This is a genomic window from Paenibacillus sp. FSL K6-1330 (assembly GCF_037976825.1).
Classification (GTDB): Bacteria; Bacillota; Bacilli; order Paenibacillales; family Paenibacillaceae; genus Paenibacillus_AQ.
In genome coordinates this window covers 3,862,334-3,879,923 of sequence record NZ_CP150269.1, presented here as the reverse complement: position 1 = coordinate 3,879,923, position 17,590 = coordinate 3,862,334, and the positions used below count along the sequence as shown (strand labels likewise).

The 17,590-nt window shown below is 45.9% G+C and carries 14 protein-coding genes; 12 read left to right on the top strand and 2 right to left on the bottom strand.

Annotated features, from left to right (window positions below):
* Positions 1-74: 74 nt before the first annotated feature.
* Together NYE54_RS17475 and NYE54_RS17470 are read left to right on the top strand one after the other, a co-directional pair.
* Positions 75-3,920, top strand: coding sequence for a family 43 glycosylhydrolase (locus NYE54_RS17475; protein WP_339264889.1), 3,846 nt, complete (start codon positions 75-77; stop codon positions 3,918-3,920).
* Positions 3,921-4,146: 226 nt separating this feature from the next.
* Positions 4,147-4,650: a hypothetical protein gene (locus tag NYE54_RS17470; RefSeq protein WP_339264887.1), complete on the top strand. Its 504-nt coding sequence runs from the start codon at positions 4,147-4,149 to the stop codon at positions 4,648-4,650.
* Between the two features lie 72 nt (positions 4,651-4,722).
* Here NYE54_RS17470 and NYE54_RS17465 read toward each other — a convergent pair whose 3' ends face one another.
* The gene (locus NYE54_RS17465) at positions 4,723-5,895 is read right to left on the bottom strand and encodes an MFS transporter (protein ID WP_339264885.1); all 1,173 of its coding nucleotides are present in this window, start codon (positions 5,893-5,895) and stop codon (positions 4,723-4,725) included.
* A 615-nt stretch (positions 5,896-6,510) separates the two neighbouring features.
* On the opposite strand from NYE54_RS17465, the gene NYE54_RS17460 reads away from it, so the two are divergent.
* Both NYE54_RS17460 and NYE54_RS17455 read left to right on the top strand, forming a co-directional pair.
* On the top strand, positions 6,511-7,104 hold the full coding sequence (locus NYE54_RS17460) for a TetR/AcrR family transcriptional regulator (RefSeq protein WP_339264883.1): 594 nt from the start codon (positions 6,511-6,513) through the stop codon (positions 7,102-7,104).
* A gap of 56 nt (positions 7,105-7,160) precedes the next feature.
* Positions 7,161-7,493 carry a helix-turn-helix domain-containing protein gene (locus NYE54_RS17455; protein WP_339273531.1) on the top strand — a complete coding sequence of 111 codons (333 nt, stop codon included), beginning with the start codon at positions 7,161-7,163 and terminating at the stop codon, positions 7,491-7,493.
* Positions 7,494-7,986: 493 nt separating this feature from the next.
* Here NYE54_RS17455 and NYE54_RS17450 read toward each other — a convergent pair whose 3' ends face one another.
* Positions 7,987-9,804: a DEAD/DEAH box helicase gene (locus NYE54_RS17450; protein ID WP_339264881.1), complete on the bottom strand. Its 1,818-nt coding sequence runs from the start codon at positions 9,802-9,804 to the stop codon at positions 7,987-7,989.
* A 639-nt stretch (positions 9,805-10,443) separates the two neighbouring features.
* Here NYE54_RS17450 and NYE54_RS17445 point away from each other — a divergent pair.
* From NYE54_RS17445 to NYE54_RS17410, 8 genes are all read left to right on the top strand, one after another.
* On the top strand, positions 10,444-11,718 hold the full coding sequence (locus NYE54_RS17445) for an NAD(P)/FAD-dependent oxidoreductase (protein WP_339264879.1): 1,275 nt from the start codon (positions 10,444-10,446) through the stop codon (positions 11,716-11,718).
* Positions 11,719-11,747: 29 nt separating this feature from the next.
* Positions 11,748-12,635, top strand: a complete 888-nt coding sequence (locus NYE54_RS17440; protein WP_339264877.1) for an RNA polymerase sigma-70 factor — start codon at positions 11,748-11,750, stop codon at positions 12,633-12,635.
* Positions 12,632-13,354 (top strand): VOC family protein, encoded by a 723-nt coding sequence (locus NYE54_RS17435; RefSeq protein WP_339264875.1) that lies wholly within the window; start codon positions 12,632-12,634, stop codon positions 13,352-13,354. The genes NYE54_RS17440 and NYE54_RS17435 overlap by 4 nt, the downstream gene beginning before the upstream one ends.
* 15 nt (positions 13,355-13,369) lie before the next feature.
* Positions 13,370-13,681, top strand: coding sequence for a DUF6220 domain-containing protein (locus NYE54_RS17430; protein WP_339264873.1), 312 nt, complete (start codon positions 13,370-13,372; stop codon positions 13,679-13,681).
* Between the two features lie 302 nt (positions 13,682-13,983).
* Positions 13,984-14,334 carry a VOC family protein gene (locus NYE54_RS17425; RefSeq protein WP_339264871.1) on the top strand — a complete coding sequence of 117 codons (351 nt, stop codon included), beginning with the start codon at positions 13,984-13,986 and terminating at the stop codon, positions 14,332-14,334.
* Positions 14,335-14,712: 378 nt separating this feature from the next.
* Positions 14,713-14,844, top strand: coding sequence for a hypothetical protein (locus NYE54_RS17420; RefSeq protein WP_339264869.1), 132 nt, complete (start codon positions 14,713-14,715; stop codon positions 14,842-14,844).
* Positions 14,845-15,150: 306 nt separating this feature from the next.
* Entirely contained in the window at positions 15,151-16,611 is a 1,461-nt protein-coding gene (locus tag NYE54_RS17415; RefSeq protein WP_339264867.1) for a multicopper oxidase domain-containing protein, read from the top strand.
* Positions 16,612-16,887: 276 nt separating this feature from the next.
* Entirely contained in the window at positions 16,888-17,439 is a 552-nt protein-coding gene (locus NYE54_RS17410) for a dihydrofolate reductase family protein (protein ID WP_339264866.1), read from the top strand.
* The last annotated feature ends 151 nt before the right edge of the window (positions 17,440-17,590 follow it).

Below are 17,590 nucleotides of genomic sequence, written 5' to 3'. Positions count from 1 at the left end.
ACATTTTATAAATTTTCTCTGAAAGTAGAATGAGGACATGGCTGAAAAAATCAATGACAGGGGGATGGATGAAGTTGAAAGCGGTTTTATGGGATAGGAAAAGATTCAGGTACCTGCTGCTTTGTCTCGCGGTGCTGCTGATGCTGCCGCAATGGAGCGGAGCGGCTATGGCGGCAGAGCAAACGCCAGATAGGGCGGATTTGGCATCCCGGCAGGAGGGAAAGGATGTGTCTGATTTCTACAATGTTATCATGCAGACAGGGGCCGACCCTTGGGTTTACAAGCATACGGACGGCTATTATTACAACGTCTTTGTCAACGCCAGCGGCATCATGATCCGCAGATCGATGACCATCACCGGCATTGAAGCGGGCGAGAGGAGCCTAGCCTGGACACCGGTTAAGGGTACAATGTACAGTTCCAATGTTTGGGCACCCGAAATGCACTATCTCAAAGATATCGATGGCAAATACAAATGGTATATTTACTTCGCGGCTGACAACGGAACCAACGCAAACCACCGCATGTATGTGCTGGAGAACGCCAGTGAGAGTCCGATGAGCGGAACCTGGGAGTTCAAAGGGAAAATAACCGATTCCACGGACCGCTGGGCGATCGACGGCACTGTCCTGACTGTAAATGAGAAACACTATTTCATCTGGTCCGGATGGGAGGAAACGGATGGGAGTTTCCAAAATCTATATATAGCGGAAATGAGCGATCCACGGACCATCAGCTCGCAGCGGGTATTGATTTCGACGCCTGACCATGATTGGGAAACGTCCCCGGGCAGGATCAACGAAGGTCCCCAAGTCAATATACGCGGTAACACCATCAACTTGGTCTATTCCGCAAACGGAAGCTGGACAGACAGTTACTGCCTCGGACTGATCACGGCCAAGATTGGCGATGATTTGATGAACCCCAGCTCCTGGGTAAAACAGGACAATCCGATTTTCTCCAGCGCCAACGGCGTTTATGGCCCGGGTCACCACAGTCTCACCACTTCTCCCGACGGCAGTGAGGACTGGATTATCTACCATTCCGCCCGCTGGCCAGGATCAGGGTGGACCCGCAATGTCCGAGCGCAGAAATTCATCTGGAACGCAGACGGAACGCCAAACCTGGGAGAGCCCGTCGATCCAAACAAACCGATTGCCAAGCCTTCAGGGGAGCCGGCACGTCAGCGCTATGAGGCGGAAGCAGCCCTGTTGGTGAAAGATCCCAGCGGCGGAACCGGCCCCGGCGTTTGGTGGGAAGGTACCGCTTCCGACGGGAAGAAGATCGCCAATATCAAGAACGCCAATGATTATGCCCAGTTTACAGTCAACGTGCCAGAGGCGGGATTTTATGTGCTGTCTGTGCGCAATGCCAACGGCTCATCGAATGGGGTGGATGCTTCACATATCTTGTCGGTTAACGGCAGTTCCGGCGCCCGTTTGAACATCGTCTATTCCGGCTGGAATCGTTGGGGAGCCTCCACGGTGAAAGTCTATCTTAAACAAGGCAACAATACCATCCGTTTCTCGACGGGTGCCAACCTTGCCGAAATTGACAGCATGGATATATTCAAGCTTGATGTTGCGTCGGAAATTCTATTCGATTCTCCGGGGTACACGCTGGGGTTAGGTGAAAGCCGCAGTTTGCCCGTGTATACGGTAACAGGCACTACCTATTCCCCTGTGGACAGCGGAGTTTCCTTCAGTTCTTCCAACAAAGAGGTCGCTGATATTGATGGGATGGGGGTCAAAGGACTCAAGACAGGCAGCGCCACGATCACCGCGACATATAACGGAAAGACGGCCACAGCCACGGTTACCGTTGCCGCTGAACCTAAGTCTGTGCAGTCCATTGCCATCAGCGGATTGAACAACATCCTGACCAGCGGGCTGACAGGGGAACTGCAGTTAACAGCTCGCTACAACACCTATGAAGTCCAGGATGTGTCGGCTGACGCCACGTACTTCAGCAGCAAACCAGACGTGGCCAAGGTTACGGTCACCGGTCAGGTATATGACACTGGGCCGGGGGATACGGTGATTACAGCCGTATACGGCGGCAAGGAAGCAAAATTCAACTTAACGGTAACACCCGATCCGTCTCAGGTTCCTCAGATTATTTCTCAAGTAAAAACTCCCTCCGGAGTGACACCGAGGCTGCCCGGCGTTATTGACGTCAATTACAAGGGTGAGATAAGCATCGCCGAGGTCAGCTGGAAGCTGGAAGGAATACACTTCAACTCACTTGGCACGATTCAGGTACCTGTCATATTAACACTGAATGGCGAGAAGATTCCTGCTGCCGTTTCCGTAGAAGTGATCCCTGGATGGGGTCTTGATGAGATTGTAGATAACATGCGCAGCAGGATAGTCGGTTTCTCTTATCCGCTGGGCGAAGGCTTGGGAACCTATAGTCAAGATGCGTATAATGCTCTCTTGGCTGAGCTGGATCATGCGGAAGAGATGTCTGTAGACCCTGATCTGCGTGAAGAGCAGTTTGAGGAGGCGCTGGATCGCCTTGCTGAAGCGGAAGTAGCCCTGCTTGGCTCACTTAACCTTACCGAGGATGGCGTGACCTATAACGCCTACCGGGATTTCTCCGGCGATGAGACGGGCAAGTACCCTTACGGCATTACCATCGAAGCTCTAACCAATGGCGCTACTGCCACTGTGCAAGAAGAGGACGGGAATAAGTTCCTTCGACTGACCACAACCGCTGTTGCGGGCAAGGCAAATTTGTTCCTGCCGTTTGCAGGCGAGGTCAAGGCAGAAGCGGATCAGCGCATCGTCATCGAATATTGTGCCAGATTAAACAGCAGCTTTCAGTACGCCAATGGTGCCATGGTGAGAAATGACAGCGGCACCGGCAATTATTCCATGGTCACAGCTTTCGATACGGGTAAAATCATCGTACAGAATGGGGGGTCCAAGAAGCCGGTCAAGAACACTTCATACAATACATGGTACAAAATTAAAATGGTGGCAAACTGGGACGCCAAGACTTATACCGTTTATATTAACGATGATCCTGTTCCGGCGGCTACTGACTTCCTCTTCCGCCATACAGGCGGCAGTAAGTTGACCGGCCAGCTGTTCGGCATCGACGGTTACGCTAACGCTTCAATCGACTTCGACGATTTCAAAGTCATGGTTACGGGAGGATCGAAAACTGCGCCGATCACATCCGCGACTCTTTCGCCAGAAGTTCCGAATGGCCAAAATGGCTGGTATACGCATCCGGTAACGGTAAGTTTGTCAGCAAAAGCTCCACGGGATAGCGTTGCAAAAACCGACTACAGTCTGGACGGCGGGACAACTTGGCAAACCTATACGGCACCAATCACATTCAGCCAAGACGGCACTTACACAGTTACCTATCGTTCGGTTGATCCAGCAGGGAATGAGGAGATGGCGAAAGCCGTCAGCTTTAAGCTGGATACGAAAGACCCGACTATAGAAGTTGTCATTCCTGGAGATGGCGGCACCTATGAAGATAGCGAGGATTTGACCCCTTTAGTGACTACGCTGGATACGGCATCAGGGGTCGACAACAGCAAGACGACGGTGACGCTGGATACGTATTCCTATCCGATCGGCACCACGATCCCACTCTTTTCATTGCCGCTAGGAAGGCATGAGCTTGTGGTGTCTTCAGTTGATCTAGCCGGCAACTCAGGCAATAAAACCGTTGTGTTCTATACCGTAGCAAATATCCATTCGCTAAAGGCATTAGTGACGCGTTTTGCCGAGAGCAAGGAGATCGATAATGCCGGAATTGCCAATAGCCTGCAGAAAAAACTGGAGAATGGCAATTTGAACAGTTTTGTTAACGAGGTGCGGGCGCAAGACGGAAAACACATATCGAACGATGCGGCAAACTATTTACTTAGGGACGCACGCTTCTTGTTGTCCCGGCAATAATTTGAAGGAAGCATTAAGCTCTGGCATTTAAATGAAAAGCTAACGCAAACGGGAAAGGGAAGCGCCAAAAAAGGACGCGAGCGAATACGCGTCCTTTTTTTTTCTGTACGCGAAAAACAAAAAAATCTATAGAAAAACCTAGAGATTCTTAAGGTATGCACCGGAGGGACTGCGATACAGTATAAACATCATCGAAAAGCAATTAACCAAGAAAGAAGGTTAGAACATGCCAACAACACCTGCGACCGCCGAAACGGACAGTGTGCCGATGGCCAAACAAGCCTTTTACGAGACCAAGAGGTTTCGGCAGAATATTCCGTTGTTCCTCATGCTCGTACCGGGGATCCTGTATTACGTGATATTCCGGTATTTTCCTATGGGCGGGCTTGTGATCGCTTTCAAGGATTACAATTTCCGCGATGGCATTTTGTCTAGCCCTTGGGTGGGACTCAAGTATTTCAAGATTTTATTTCAGTCCGACGCTACGCTGCAGATCATCTGGAATACCCTCTCCTTAAGTATTCTGAATCTGATCTTCGGTTTTCCCGCGCCAATCATTATCGCCATCGCGCTGAATGAGGTTCGAAAAAGATGGCTGAAGCGCTGGATTCAAACGATTTTTTATCTTCCATCGAGACCTCGGCCCATTTTCCTAAACAACAAGAAACCACACCGCATTGTTGGTCCAACAATTGGGGTGCAGTTCATTTGCAGTCTCCTTTTTTGTTAAGAATGAATAAGATCCGAGAGATCAACTTAGTGAGTAGAGTCCTTTAACAAATATTCCATGTTTAGCATACCCTTAATCCGCTGACTGCTCCGCCGAATGCCGTGATGCCATGCTGGACAATACAAACGCGGCAATGATGGCGATGACTACGCCGAGTGCCGCGAACCAGGTAATGGATGCCAAAGAAACACGGTTAACGATCAGCCCGCCGATTCCTGCGCCGACAGCCATGGCAAGCTGCATCATGGAACTGTTCAAGCTCAGCATGACGCCCGAGGATTCAGGAACAAGCGAAACCAGGTTAAATTGCTGCGCCGGAGCGGATGACCAGGCAGCAAAAGACCAGAGGATCAAAATGGCGAATACGGCAATGACCGACTGTCCGACTAAGGATAGCAAAATCAATGAAATGACGTGAAGCACCATCCCTGAAACGAGCGTGTATTTGATGCCCCTTTTATCCGCGGTGTAGCCGCCGACTTTCGAGCCAATCAAACTGGCAACGCCGAACACGAACAGAGCTGCGCTAATCAAAGAATCATTTAAAAGAGTCACCTCTAGCAGAAAAGGGGATATGTAAGTGTAGGCGAGGGAATATCCTCCCAACCAGAAAAAAGTAATCGCTAGAGCAACCAAAACCTGAGGTTTTTTTAACAAAGCAAATTGTTTGATCAAAGGGACGGGCTTGTCGCCCTGCATCCGTGGAAAAACCGCAGCAATGACAAACATGGCGATGACCCCGACAATTGCGATGGCCAGAAATACCGCTTTCCAGCCAAAAGCCGAGGCTACCATTCTGCCGAGCGGGACGCCGATGATGAGCGAAGCGGTGATGCCCATGGTGACGTTGGCGATGGCGCTGGCCTGCTTGCCTGGCGGAGCGATTTTGGCGGCAATGCTGAGCGCGTTAACGGTGACCACCCCGGCGCCTAACGCCGTAATAATTCTGGCGGTAATGAAGAGACCGAAGCCGGACAATATAAATGTAAGTAGATTTGCGGCAATAAAGAGGCCAAGCGAATAAAGGAGGAGCTTACGCCGGTCCATTTTGGCCGTCATCGCCATCAAAATAGGCGTGCCGACCGCATAGGCAAGGGAATAGACCGTAATGAGCTGGCCTGCTGTCGCGACGCTTGTTCCCAACGTCTCTGCGATCCGGTCCAATATACCGGAAATGATGTAATTGGATGTTCCAACTAAAAAGCTGATCAAGGCTAGAACGTAAACTTTCCATATACTCTTCATAATTCACTCTCCTGATGTGTTTTAAATAACAACCATGTTTTTAAAAATAATATCGAAATATAAAAACAAAGCATTCTGACGTTCGGTTTGGTAAAATATAAAAAGCCAGGACTATGCCATTATTTGAGCATATACTCATATATTGGTTCGGTGTAATCCTCAAATCAAAGGAGCCCCCCAGCTTGTTGACTGACTCCTATAGCATTCCACGAACGATTTAGCCGTCTCTGCAGGCATGTGACCCGCATGGACCGCCATTTAGTAAATTTTCTCGGCAATTTATAACGCTCCAAATCTCCGAGTACCGCAATGTTTCGGTCAATTCCTCCTGCGAAATCTTGATCTCGGGATCCGAACTGACCGGTGTTCTCGAATAACATCATAAGAAAGTTGGTGCTCCATCGTTACTGACGTTAGTGAAACCGACATGGGTTCTCTCCTCCTTTTAGAAAAGTGGCATTCTGCATTGCAATACAACAATAGTTGTTTGAACAACACATGTTGTATTTATATGCTATAATATCAACCGAATGGTGCGCAATCATCAATAACCATAAACCGTTGTATAGACAACACCATTTCTATAATGTCGTTTTATTAGGGGAGATCTTAACCATGACAATTAAAAAGAATGAAGCTGATCCTCGAGTGATACGTACACGGCGACTGCTTCAAGACGCTTTTGCTTCATTAATTCAAGATAAGGACTTTGAATCGATAACCGTTAAGGATATTGCAGAGCGGGCTACTGTTAACAGAGCGACTTTTTATGCGCACTTTGTAGATAAATTCGAAATTCTAGAGGCCAGACTAATGGAATCCTTTATGAAAATCATAAATAGTAGAATAAGCGGTCACGAAGTATTAAATGAAGAAACCATTCAGAGTATTTTTCTGGGTGTATGCGATTTTCACAAAGATCTAAGCACTATGTGCAAAAGAAGGTATACATCGCTTGGAGCTGTATTTGAAATTCAAATAAAGGAAAAAATTCAAACGATACTTCTTTCCTTTATAGACAAAGACAAGATGCAATCGAGTCCAAACTCGCAACTCTTAATAAATACAGCTTCTATCATGTTAAGCTGGGGGATGTATGGGGCGGCTTACGTTTGGAACAATGAGGGGCGTCTAATAAGTGCGGAATCATTCGTTAAACAATCTATGCCCTTAGTAATGAACGGAGCCAAAGACCTTATCGTCAGTTAATCCTTGATTGCTCCCTATCAACATCATCACAAAACACCAAAATACAATTGCTACATATTTCGAAATGGCGTGAATGTCCAGTTGAGACACTCATTCATGTTTTAGCTGGCAAATGGAAGCCCATGATTTTATGGCATTTGATTGAATCCAAGAAGATGTTCAACGATCTGGAAAAGCTTATACCTGATGTTTCACAAAAAATGCTTTCACAACATCTCCGAGATTTAGAATGGGAGGGTATCGTCGATCGAACGGTCTACTCTGCGATCCCTCCCAAGGTAGAATATTCTCTTAGCGAATACGGCAGAACATTGATTCCGGTAGCAGAAGTCATGTGTGCTTGGGGAAAAAATCATAATAAGCGGAAATATGAAGAGTCCGTATCATAAACATGGTTCAATGAACTTGTATACAATTACAATCCACTGAAAGCAAAAGCTGCCACGGGAATTCGGGCAGCTTTTTTTGATGCTTGCTTTTAAGTAAGTACCCTACTTTAAAGTGGGTTCTTAACATCAGTTTGAAGTGATGCTAAGTTTGAGCTAATCAAATAAGAGGGGTCTGTTGAAGAAGAGGAAAGAACAATGAAAATTATTGTTTTTGGATAACGAGCGAACGCTCGGTTCATCCTGCGCGGAAAACGATGAAGCGAAGCGGTGACTCCGGACAATAAAAATACATCGCAAGGGCGGCAGTCTTTTCTCAACTAAAGGGGTAGGTTAGTGCAGCCATGATATTTGAGAATAAGATACGGTTTACCACCCTGTGTCTAACGAAATAGCGCTAAAAATTTAAACCCATCCTTACTAGTTCGCGCCTGACCGTACTTGAGTTAAAAAGTACCCCCTATAGTATTTCATCGGATATGTTCATTCAGATAAATTAAATTAAATTATCGATAACTTCCTCAAAGATCGAATTTGTACCCGAAGATGATAACATGGATTCACTCAATTCTTGTTTATAACTTAAGATGTTATCAATTTTTTCTTCTAATGTATTGATAGTAATTAGTTTATGGACTTGTACAAAGTTTTGTTGTCCTATGCGGTGTACACGGTCGGTGGCTTGATTTTCAACTGCTGGGTTCCACCAACGATCAAAATGTATAACATGGTTAGCTGCTGTTAGGTTCAAACCTGTTCCTCCAGCTTTCAATGAAAGAATAAAAATAGGTGTTTTTTTGCTTTGGAAATCATCCACCATCTTCGTCCGTTCCTTTTGTAAGGTACTACCGTTCAAGAATAGAACATGGACATCAAATCTTTCAGTTAAATGTTGCTGTAGTAACTCTCCCATTTTTACATACTGAGTAAAAAGAATTACACTTTCATCTGCCTCAAGAATAGTACTAATCAGTTCATCAACTAGGGCTACTTTATTAGAACGTTCTGCGATTTTCGTTATGTTTTCTTCTTTTAAGTATAATCCAGGATGATTACACAATTGCTTTAATTTTCCAATCATAGTCATCATATATGGCTTCCGTGTTTTCCTCGTTAACTTCTTTGCTTCTTCTTTTACTTCATGCATCAATTTTTTGTATAACTCTTCTTGTTCATCAGTTAATGAGCAGTATTGCTTTTGTTCTATTTTCTCAGGTAGATCACCTTTTATTTTTTCATCCCTTTTTGTTCTCCTTAGAATGAAAGGCTGAATGAGTTGTTGTAACTGTTGTGTCTTTTCTTGATTATGCTCACGTTCGATTGGTTGGACATATAGCTGCTTAAATACTGCTTCTGTACCCAGAAACTTTGGATTTAAAAACTCAACAAGTGACCATAACTCCATTAGACGATTTTCAATAGGAGTCCCACTTAAGGCAACTTTACCCTCACAGTTCAAAGAGCGTATAATATTGGATCTTTTTGTTTGGACATCTTTTATATGCTGAGCTTCATCCAAACAAATAATATGCCAATTCATGTTCTTGAAGAGAATATGGTCATTTGTAAGTGTGCTATAAGTTGTTAAGATTATATCGAATTTATCTATATACATTTTGAAGCTATCTTTTTCCCTTTCGGTTCCATAGTGAATGTGGACTTTAATATTGGGAGCGAATTTACTGATTTCTTTTTCCCAATTAGCTATTAATGAAGTAGGTACAACAATTAATGAAATTTTTTGTATGTGACGTACTTCATTAAAGAAAGCGATGGTTTGAATGGTTTTTCCTAATCCCATATCATCTGCTAATAAAGCTCCGATTTTATGTTTATTTAAATGTACTAACCATTCAGCACCCTCTAATTGATATTGTCGTAATGTACAGGTTAGCTCAGTAGTCTTCTTTAAAGGAGTCTTTCTTTTTTTGATAGCCTTCATTTGGTCACTATATAATGGATTTTCCGTGCGATCTGAAGATACGCTTCTTTTTTCGATCGTCTTCCAATAATCAAAAAATTCGCCTAACTGTCCGGGATTTTGCATACGTTCTGTATAAAAAAAGGTAGCCGTTATATGTTCACAAAACGAAGCTACAGAACATGTACAACTGTATTTTAACTCTTGAATTTTCACTTCATGTCCACCGCTTTTACCAGCAACACTTGCTTGAATTGATTTTTCATCATGGCTATAATTGTAGACTGCTCCAGATCGACTTAAATGACGACCAGTTTTGATAATTTCTTTAACATAATCGTTTGAACTATCATACGGACGAAGGAACTCTTTCCACACTTCTAATGTTTCCATCTGTCATCACTCTCCTAACCTAAATAATATAGGGATAAAAAAAATAGGAAGACTTGTCTTTTGCATTGTTTTCCATTAGTTAGGTCCCATTTTTAGCTTTGAATGGAAGAGGTATTACACACTAGAGAATCTGAACTGGCCGAATGAATCGCAGCATTATGTATCAGTTGCTCCAACGGGTAGGTCCGAGAAAAGGCGAAAATAATAATGAACACGGCAGGCCGTAATCCATTAAAAAAGGCAGTGCGAGAAAGTCGCTTAATTAAGTTTTAACGGGCAGAACACTTCCAATATGTGTTAATATCGAAATGGATATTTCTTTATTCAAATTCAGAGGGGCAGGCCTTGGTCTCGTTGGAAACTGAAAATTGGAGGGAGTTATTGAAATGGCTAAACTGATCTATGCTGCTAACGTATCTTTGGACGGTTACATTGAGGACGAGCGCGGCAATAACATGGAATACTTTGAAAGTCGCATAATATGCGGCTTTTTTCTTTAAAGTAAAATATTTTCTTGTAACTCAATGGGGCAGCGTTATTCGGGTTGCTCTTTTTACTGCATCGCCGTTTTTATTTTGTCACATTTTCGGCCTCCTTCCTGTCTTGTTTAATGAGAGCGCATGAAGGAGGTTTCTTCGAATGATTGCAAAGTATGATGTGGTCGTTGTTGGTGGAGGTATTGCCGGACTGACCGCAGCTCTTTATTTAGCAAGAGGAGGAAAACGCGTCGTCGTTTTGGAAAGTCAGAATCAGATGGGGGGAAGGGCGATCACAAACAAGAAGGACGGAATACGCTTCAATTTGGGTTCGCATGCACTCTATGCCGGGGATGCGTACGACATTTTCCGGGAATTGAACGTAAATCCGAATATTTTTCGAAAAGTCGACGAGTTCACCCCGTACGGAATCTGGAAAGAGCAGGTGCACCCTTTTCCGGCTGCGGTCCGTTCGCTGCTTAAGACTCCCTTGTTATCGGCTGCGGACAAATACAGGTTCGGAGCTATCCTCATGAAGATCCTCAAGCTTGACACGGCCGCGATTCCACACATGAGTCTGCGAGACTGGATGGAACAGCACGTGGGAAGCCCGATGGTACGTCATCTTCTGTACGTACTGGCCCGAGGAGGAACATATGTGCAAGCTCCGGATTTACAAGTGGCGGGATCCTTGTTCAGACAGATGCAGCGTTCCATCACTGGAGTGTATTATTTGAAGAAAGGCTGGGGATCCCTGATCGAGGAAATGTGTTCGGAAGCACGTCGGCTCGGCGTTGTCTTGATTACAGGCAGGAAAGTCAATGCCGTTGAGCATGATGACGGGCGGGTGCAGCGAGTTCGATGCAAGAATGGCGAAACGATTGAGACTCCTTACGTGATCCTGACGACATCGCCGAAGATATCAAGCAGGCTGGTTCCATCAGCCGAACTGACTTCGCTGCGGACGTGGGAGCAGCAGGCCATTCCGATCACGGCCGCTTGCTTGGATATTGGTCTCCGCCGACTTCCCGCGCCTCAGCACCAATTCGTCTACGGCATCGATCGGCCGGTCCTTATGATCAACTCATCCCGAATCAAAGGGCTGGAACTCAGCGAGAACGATGATGTTCAAGTGTTTCAAATGATCAAGTTCCAAGTGCAAGGAAGCCATGCCCAGGAAGACCGCAGACAACTTGAACAAGCCATGGATCTCGTTCATCCCGGTTGGAGACGGGAAGTGGTGTCGGAGCAGTATTTGCCCAAGATGACGGTCGTTCATGACTTTCCACATATGAAGCGGGTCGAGAATCCGGGGCCTGCCGTTCCTCAGATCAAGGGCTTATACGTGGCTGGAGATTGGGTGTCGCACGGTGAATATTTGGCAGGCGGGGCGGCAGCAAGCGCGAAGCGAGCTGCACTCCATATTCTCGCGCACTAAACAGACGAATATTCGGAAAGGAGGTCTGTATGGACACGGAACAACTATATCAAACTTATCGGACGTTATTGTTCTCACTGGCCTATCGAATGCTGGGAAGCGTTATGGATGCGGAAGACATCGTGCAGGATGCTTTCCTGGCGATGAACCAATTGCCTTCGGACGCAAATATCCGGAACGTAAAGGCATACTTGTGCAAAATCGTAACGAACCGTTGTCTGAACCTGTTGCAGTCGTCCGCGAAACAACGGGAAGTTTACGTGGGGACTTGGTTGCCGGAGCCGCTCGTGCAACTTGAAGACGCAAGCTTGGACCCCTCTGAAATTTATCAACAAAAGGAAACGATCTCAACGGCCTATTTGATGCTTCTGCAACAGCTAAGCGCGGTTGAGCGGGCCGTGTTCCTCCTGCGGGAAATATTTCAATATCCGTACGACGAGATTGCAGGCATGGTGGGGAAAAGCAGTTTCAATTGCAGGCAAATTTTCCATCGGGCCAAGAAAGGTATCCGCCATGAACCGCTGGATATAGCAACGAGCACCGTTACGGAGACGCAAGTGCGGCAATTCATCCAAAGCGTGATCACGGGGGATGCGAACCGGCTGTTGCAGTTGTTGTCGCCTGACGCCGTCCATTATACAGATGGAGGCGGCAAGGCGCCGGCCGCGCAGCAGCCCGTCGTCGGAGCGGCGCAAGTCATTCCGTTTTATATGCAATGGATGGATTGGTTCGGGCGTCCGGACAGCGACTATTCCTATATCATCACTACAGTGAACGGAAGCCCGGGAATCGTCATGGTGATCGATGGACGCATTGCATACGTTTATTCGTTCGAGGCTTCGGACAGTCGGATTCATTCCATCTATGTAGTTGCAAATCCTGACAAACTCAAGAATGTGGAGGAGGTAGTAAGATGAGAATCATCGAATTGGAACTGAGAACCGCCCGGTTAGCTGAAATGAAGGTGTTCTACACAGAAAGACTTGGATTGGCTCTAGCAGATATAACGGAACATTCAGTCACGATCATTGCCGGAGAAACGCGATTGACTTTCGTCCACGAAGAGGAGGGAGGGATACTGCCGTCCTATCATTTGGCAATGAATATCCCAGAGAACCAAATTCGCGAAGCGAAAAGCTGGCTTCTGGCCAAAGGCTGTCAGGTGCTTTCCGCTAAGCCGCTTCCATATGCAGGGATCCAGGCAAACGAAGATATCGCTTATTTCGAAGGGACGGATGCCCATGCCTTCTATTTCGAAGATCCTTCGGGGAATCTGGTGGAGTTCATCGCCCGACATCGAATGGACAATGCTTCAACAGAGCCTTTCAATCACGAATCCATTCTGAATGTCAGCGAGATCGGTTTTCCGCTTCGCGGCAGCGTATCGGAGGCCATTCAGCGCTTAGATTCTCGATTTGACGTCATGCGTTATATCGGGGACGGAAAGACGTTTCAGATGCTCGGTGACGAGCACGGTATGTTCATCCTGGGGGATTTGGCCATCGGATGGTATCCTTCGATGAAGATTCCGGAAGTTCATCCTATTCGAATGACCATTCTCGATCCTAAAGAAGGGGAGTTTCAATTGGACCCGTACCCTTACTTTATTCGGGCGGTTTCCGAAAGGCTGGTTTAAGGGAGGAATTAAAGAATGGAAGTACAAAAAATGACCGTAACCCGCTCTTCGCTGCCGGCTTCCGCTCAATACGCGCGGCTAGGTTTTAGCATATTGAACGTGCTTTTTGCGATCTGCATCGCGGTACAGGTCTTCTTGGCTGGATTCGCGCTCTTCGTAGATTCGACACAATGGGGGATGCACGGTAATTTCGCCATGTACTTCGCGCCTATCCCCGTATTGTTGTTTATATTGTCTTTTCCGGCCAGACTGCCCAAGGGCATTAAAATGAAGAGTTTGGTGTTGATCGGCCTAATCCTTTTGATCTTCGCGACGGCTGTCTTCTAGGAAGAAATCGGATTTGCCGCAGCGGCACATCCCGTCATCTCGCTAGGCTTGTTCTTGAACGCGTTGTTGATAATGAGGGAGATGACGAAAGGATAGATTAGCGTAGACAGCATCTGTAACAAAATTCATTAGATTAAGCAAATTTATAGGCGATCCTGTGGGGACAGCCTATAAATTTGCCATAAACAATAATAAAGCAAAAGCTAAAAAACATTAATTCACGTCTATATTCCAATTTCCCAATCGTCTACATGGATAGAGCGAAATCGATTTTTGATATTAAAACTTTAGGAGGATGAAAAATGAAGATCAAACGAATAGTTGCAAATGTTAAGACGCAGGACATTTCCAAAGCTTCTTATTTTTACGGGGAAGTACTTGGACTTGATCAACTAATGGATATGGGATTTATTGCAACATACGGTTCGCATGAGAAAATGGGCACTCAGATTAGTTTCCTATTAGAGGGAGGCTCTGGGGCACCTGTGCCTGATCTGTCAATTGAGGTTGATGATCTTGATGACGCGTTAACTCGGATCAAAGAAGCAGGAATTCCAATTGAGTATGGACCAACTGAGGAGCCATGGGGGGTTCGACGTTTTTTTGTTAGGGACCCATTCGGGAAACTTATCAATATTCTTATCCATCTTTAAAAAATAAAATGAGCAAAAAGTTGCATTTCAAAATCTTCTACAGATGAGTTCGAGTAGGTGACACATCGAATAAGAAAGTTATGTAAATGTGTCGGAGGACAAAAAACACTGTTCCATTGAAAGTTACTATTTTTTAGCGGTTCGTTTATCAGGTTAGCCAGAATCTTCTGGTTGGCCTTTTTTGTTGTCGTTTTACGATGGGGGAGCCGGGAGAACGTAGCGGCTTTAGGGGAAATGATCTCGTGAAATATCTTTTTGAAAATTCACAGGTACCGCAACCTTTCGTCATAAGTTCACAATATTCATCTAATATGATCATTACATGAACGAGTCACATGTTCTATTGAGAATAAAAGGAGACATAGGGGAGACATAGGAATGAAGAAGGGAACGCTGTTTCTCACTTTTGTTGTTGGCATGTTAGGAGGGTTTATACTTTTTGAATTCATCGTGCGGATTGTGTTGCGGCAAATGAACACGTTTCCGGTTACGTTCATCGGAGCTCTTTAATGGATTCGTCATACTGGCAAAGCCATTTGTTCGGGTTGTTGAATTGTTTCCGATTCTAATGCTCTTCCTTTCGTTTACGGGAAAGCTTCCGAACTTTTTGCGCTGGGTGATTGTACTCAATGCGATTCTATCACCTATTCTTCCACGTTAGCTGCAGGGCCCTGGCACGGATCCTTTTGCCATGGTCAGTGTGCTTGTTATCAATGCCATTTGGGGATTATGCTCAGGAGTTGATTGCAACAGCAATAAAAAAATGATCAAAATTTAAATTGATTTCATCAACGATGAGGAAAGCGAGTATAGAAAATGAAAAAATACCTTCAACTGCTCACGCTGCTGCTCATTTTATCAGCATTTTCTTTAGTCGGATGTGAAGGGGATACGACCACTAACGTCGGTAAGCTCGAATTTAAAAATCCATTGCAAATTCCGCCAATACTTGAGCCAATGACGGAGTCAGAGGGTAAGAAACACTTTGCCTTAACCATGCAGTCAGGATCAACTGAGTTTTTGGAAGGCAAGCAGACACCCACTTGGGGGATTAACGGATCTTATTTAGGGCCGACCCTCCGAGTTTCGCGCGGCGACCAAGTTTCTTTCGATGTGATCAATCAATTGAATGAAAGCTCAACCTTGCATTGGCATGGGATGCGATTACCAGCAGTAATGGACGGCGGACCGCATCAGATGATCGAAGCAGGAGCAACCTGGGAACCTTATTGGACCATCGAGCAGCCTGCCGCGACTACATGGTATCATCCCCACTTGCATGGGAAGACAGCGCAGCACGTTTATCGCGGTCTTGCAGGATTATTTATCGTTGAGGATGAGGAATCTAAAAAGTTGCCTTCGGAATATGGTGTTAACGACATCCCGATTATCATCCAGGATAAGTTATTTAAGGGCGACGGTTCTTTTAACGAAAATATGAGTATGACTCCGTTTGGATTGTTAGGCAATCAAATCTTAGTCAATGGGACATACGATCCTTACCTGGAGATCACTGCAAGTCAGGTTCGTTTTAGATTACTGAATGGTTCGAATGCGAGAGCTTATAATATCGGCTTTTCGGATAATCGTTCATTTTATCTAGTCGGCAATGATGCCGGGCTTTTACCCGAACCCGTTTTACTAGATCGTTTGTTGCTAAGTCCGGGTGAACGTACTGAGATCGTGGTGGAGTTTGAAGCTGGCGAAGAAACGATCTTGCACAGCTTTGCAGGAAAAGACGGGATTGAGAATGGGGAGTTTGATATCGTAAAGATTATCGCGGATACAAGTTTATCGGCTTCGTCGCAGCTCCCGAATCACCTTACCACTGAGCCGCTCATCGATGTGCCCGAAAATGTAAAGCTACGAAAATTTGAACTTACAACGAAATCTGCAATTAATGGCAAGGAAATGGACATGAATCGTATTGATGAGGTTGTTCCGGCTGGCGCACGTGAAATATGGCAGATCACGAATAAGGGGTGGGATCATAACTTCCATATTCATGATGCAGCATTCACCGTAATGGACAAAAATGGAGAATTGCCACCATTATATGAGCGTGGGAGAAAAGATACGGTCTTTATTCCGAATGGCACTACAGTCAGACTGGCCGTCGACTTTGGAAGCTATCCTGATCCCGATACGCCGTACATGTATCACTGTCACTTGTTGTATCATGAGGATAGCGGTATGATGGGGCAGTTTGTCATTGTCGAACCAGGCACCGAATCCCAAGTTTCGAAAGAGTTAAGCAAGGGAAGTCATGACCATTAATATAAGACACGGTGGCTGCTTGGCCGCCGTTTTTGTTTTCACATATAAAGATGTACCGATTGCCGAAAAGGACAAGAACATGAGCCGATTACCGATTCAATAAGTATCTAACTATGTTTCATGCAATTTCATTAAGCTAACGGGAAGAATTGTTTAATCATTATCCTCCGTATCACAAAAGTTGAATTCGGTCTGGCCCGCACTGTGCACATTAGCAATACATGAGAAACTGGGCCTGCTTTTGGATGATAAAATGTAGACATAAGGAGGCTGCATATGGGACGTATAATCCTGATGATGAATGTGACACTGGACGGTTGTTGTGACCACACGCAGGTGATTGCGGATGAGGATCTCCACCAGTATACGGTGGACCTGATGGACCAGTCTGACAGTCTGCTTTTCGGACGTGAAATCTACCAGTTGATGGAAAGTGCTTGGCCAGCCATTGCCAGTAGCGGCGACGGACCTCAGCTCTTGGTCGACTTCGCACGCAAGCTCGATCGGAAACCCAAGTACGTCTTCTCGCGGACGCTGGATCACGTGTCGTGGCAGGACTCTTTCTTGTTGAAGGGGCCTGTTTCCGAGGAGGTGCCACAGCTTACGGCAGAAGGGAAGAACCTAGTCGTTAACGGCGGTCCCGGCCTCGGTTCCACCCTGGCACAACTGGGCTTGGTGGATGAGTATCACTTCCTGGTACAGCCAATCGTTGCCGGACGTGGCCCCCAATTATTGGGGGGAGTTCGTGATCGACTGAATCTGAAGCTGACCGAGACCAAATCCTTCGGCTCCGGCGTCGTAGTGCTCCGCTACACGCCCGTTCGTTAACTGCCAGGCCACCACGGCTTGGCACTGCCAGACGAATATATACTGAGCACAAGATGTAGCCGGCAAACATTTGTCGGCTGCTTCGACGTGGAACTTTTTCTTGCTGAACTAACGAGCAAAGATACAAGTATTGCAGAGATATAAATGCAAG

What these genes read in the sequence shown, in the direction of transcription:
- NYE54_RS17470 (WP_339264887.1), top strand. Translation starts at nt 4,147, where the DNA reads ATGCCAACAACACCTGCGACCGCCGAAACGGACAGTGTGCCGATGGCC.
- NYE54_RS17465 (WP_339264885.1), bottom strand. Translation starts at nt 5,895, where the DNA reads ATGAAGAGTATATGGAAAGTTTACGTTCTAGCCTTGATCAGCTTTTTA.
- NYE54_RS17460 (WP_339264883.1), top strand. Translation starts at nt 6,511, where the DNA reads ATGACAATTAAAAAGAATGAAGCTGATCCTCGAGTGATACGTACACGG.
- NYE54_RS17450 (WP_339264881.1), bottom strand. Translation starts at nt 9,804, where the DNA reads ATGGAAACATTAGAAGTGTGGAAAGAGTTCCTTCGTCCGTATGATAGT.
- NYE54_RS17445 (WP_339264879.1), top strand. Translation starts at nt 10,444, where the DNA reads ATGATTGCAAAGTATGATGTGGTCGTTGTTGGTGGAGGTATTGCCGGA.
- NYE54_RS17440 (WP_339264877.1), top strand. Translation starts at nt 11,748, where the DNA reads ATGGACACGGAACAACTATATCAAACTTATCGGACGTTATTGTTCTCA.
- NYE54_RS17435 (WP_339264875.1), top strand. Translation starts at nt 12,632, where the DNA reads ATGAGAATCATCGAATTGGAACTGAGAACCGCCCGGTTAGCTGAAATG.
- NYE54_RS17430 (WP_339264873.1), top strand. Translation starts at nt 13,370, where the DNA reads ATGGAAGTACAAAAAATGACCGTAACCCGCTCTTCGCTGCCGGCTTCC.
- NYE54_RS17425 (WP_339264871.1), top strand. Translation starts at nt 13,984, where the DNA reads ATGAAGATCAAACGAATAGTTGCAAATGTTAAGACGCAGGACATTTCC.
- NYE54_RS17420 (WP_339264869.1), top strand. Translation starts at nt 14,713, where the DNA reads ATGAAGAAGGGAACGCTGTTTCTCACTTTTGTTGTTGGCATGTTAGGA.
- NYE54_RS17415 (WP_339264867.1), top strand. Translation starts at nt 15,151, where the DNA reads ATGAAAAAATACCTTCAACTGCTCACGCTGCTGCTCATTTTATCAGCA.
- NYE54_RS17410 (WP_339264866.1), top strand. Translation starts at nt 16,888, where the DNA reads ATGGGACGTATAATCCTGATGATGAATGTGACACTGGACGGTTGTTGT.